Origin of the sequence: Syntrophaceticus schinkii (genome assembly GCF_000946815.1) — a bacterium.
Classification (GTDB): domain Bacteria; phylum Bacillota; class DSM-12270; order Thermacetogeniales; family Thermacetogeniaceae; genus Syntrophaceticus; species Syntrophaceticus schinkii.
The window spans coordinates 1-1,225 of record NZ_CDRZ01000140.1 but is presented as its reverse complement, the minus strand read 5'-3'; the positions used below and the strand labels follow the sequence as shown (position 1 = coordinate 1,225).

3 protein-coding genes are annotated in these 1,225 nt (G+C 48.9%); all 3 read right to left on the bottom strand.

Annotation, left to right across the window (positions count from 1 at the left end; translation table 11 throughout):
* Window positions 1-144 precede the first annotated feature (144 nt).
* Window positions 145-327, bottom strand: a complete 183-nt coding sequence (locus SSCH_RS21805) for a helicase C-terminal domain-containing protein (RefSeq protein ID WP_408645705.1) — start codon at window positions 325-327, stop codon at window positions 145-147.
* A gap of 49 nt (window positions 328-376) precedes the next feature.
* Window positions 377-976: an ATP-dependent DNA helicase gene (locus tag SSCH_RS06465; protein ID WP_052835399.1), complete on the bottom strand. Its 600-nt coding sequence runs from the start codon at window positions 974-976 to the stop codon at window positions 377-379.
* 60 nt (window positions 977-1,036) lie between these two features.
* A partial coding sequence (locus tag SSCH_RS19010) for a hypothetical protein (protein ID WP_044664756.1) occupies window positions 1,037-1,225 on the bottom strand: 189 nt, incomplete at its 5' end.

Below are 1,225 nucleotides of genomic sequence, written 5' to 3'. Positions count from 1 at the left end.
TCTTTGGTTCCAACTAAACCCTCTCCAAGAGATATTATCTCTGGTAAATACTGTGCTGTTCTTTCGTTTGAACGGCCGCCCGCCCTTTTCAGCAGCATTTCTTCTGTTACTTTGATCTCCAGGCTTTTCTTCAACTTGATCACCTCAACTTATATTTTGGCAAATATTATTCACTCTGCTGCTTTTTAATAAGTGTTCAACATCATCTAGACTGGTTATCTCCCTGCAGGAAGGAAGGTCATCCAGGAAATACCTGCCGTAACGCTTCGTCCTTACTCTAGGGTCGAGGATGGCTACAATCCCACGGTCATCTCTGGACCTGATCAGCCTGCCGAAACCCTGCCTCAGCCGGAGAACGGCCTGTGGGAGGGAGTAATTATAAAAAGGGATTCCCTCCGGAACGCTCTATGGATTTGATCTTGGCCTCTGTAAGGGGGTCATCGGGTACCGCAAAGGGGAGTTTTACCAGGATAACACAGGAGAGTGCCTCCCCAGGTACGTCCACCCCTTCCCAGTATGAGGCTGTGGCGAATAACACAGAATGCAGGTCAGCTTTAAACTCTTCGATCAGCTTATTTTTAGGAAGATCCCCCTGTTTCAACAGCTTCCAGGGAAGGCGACCTTTTAGCAGGTCCCACACCTCATTCAACCCGCGGTATGAGGTGAAAAGAACAAAAGCACGCCCCTCTGTTTGGGTAAGGATCTCCTCTATGAAGGGTGCCACACCTGTATGAAACCCGGGTTCTCTCGGATCGGGAAGCCCCTGGGGCAGATAGAGCAGACACTGATCCTGATAGGAGAAAGGCGACCCCACAGAAATCTCCAATGCCCTGGAACAGCCGACATTCTCTCGGAAAAAGGAGAAATCTCCGCTGATGCTCAAGGTAGCCGATGTCAGAATAGCGCTGGAAAGATCATCATTGTAAAAGAGAAGGCGATCCAGGCTCTCTGAGACATTCAGTGGTGTGGCATGCATGGTGATCAGCCTGCGTCTCCTGTACTCACTTTTCCTCCACCCAGTAAACCTTCCTCGGAATCAGCCGCCTCCAAATTCTACACCTAAGTCTTGATTGAAGCGAGCAAGGCATTTAAAGATAGCGTTTTCACGCTCACCAACAAGGTCGACATCAAACATTCTGACGGTGTCTTTAACCGCCCACTGCAATTCCTGACCCAGATCGAAGATATCGTAGTTTTGGGGAAGGGGATAATTATTGCTGTTGTT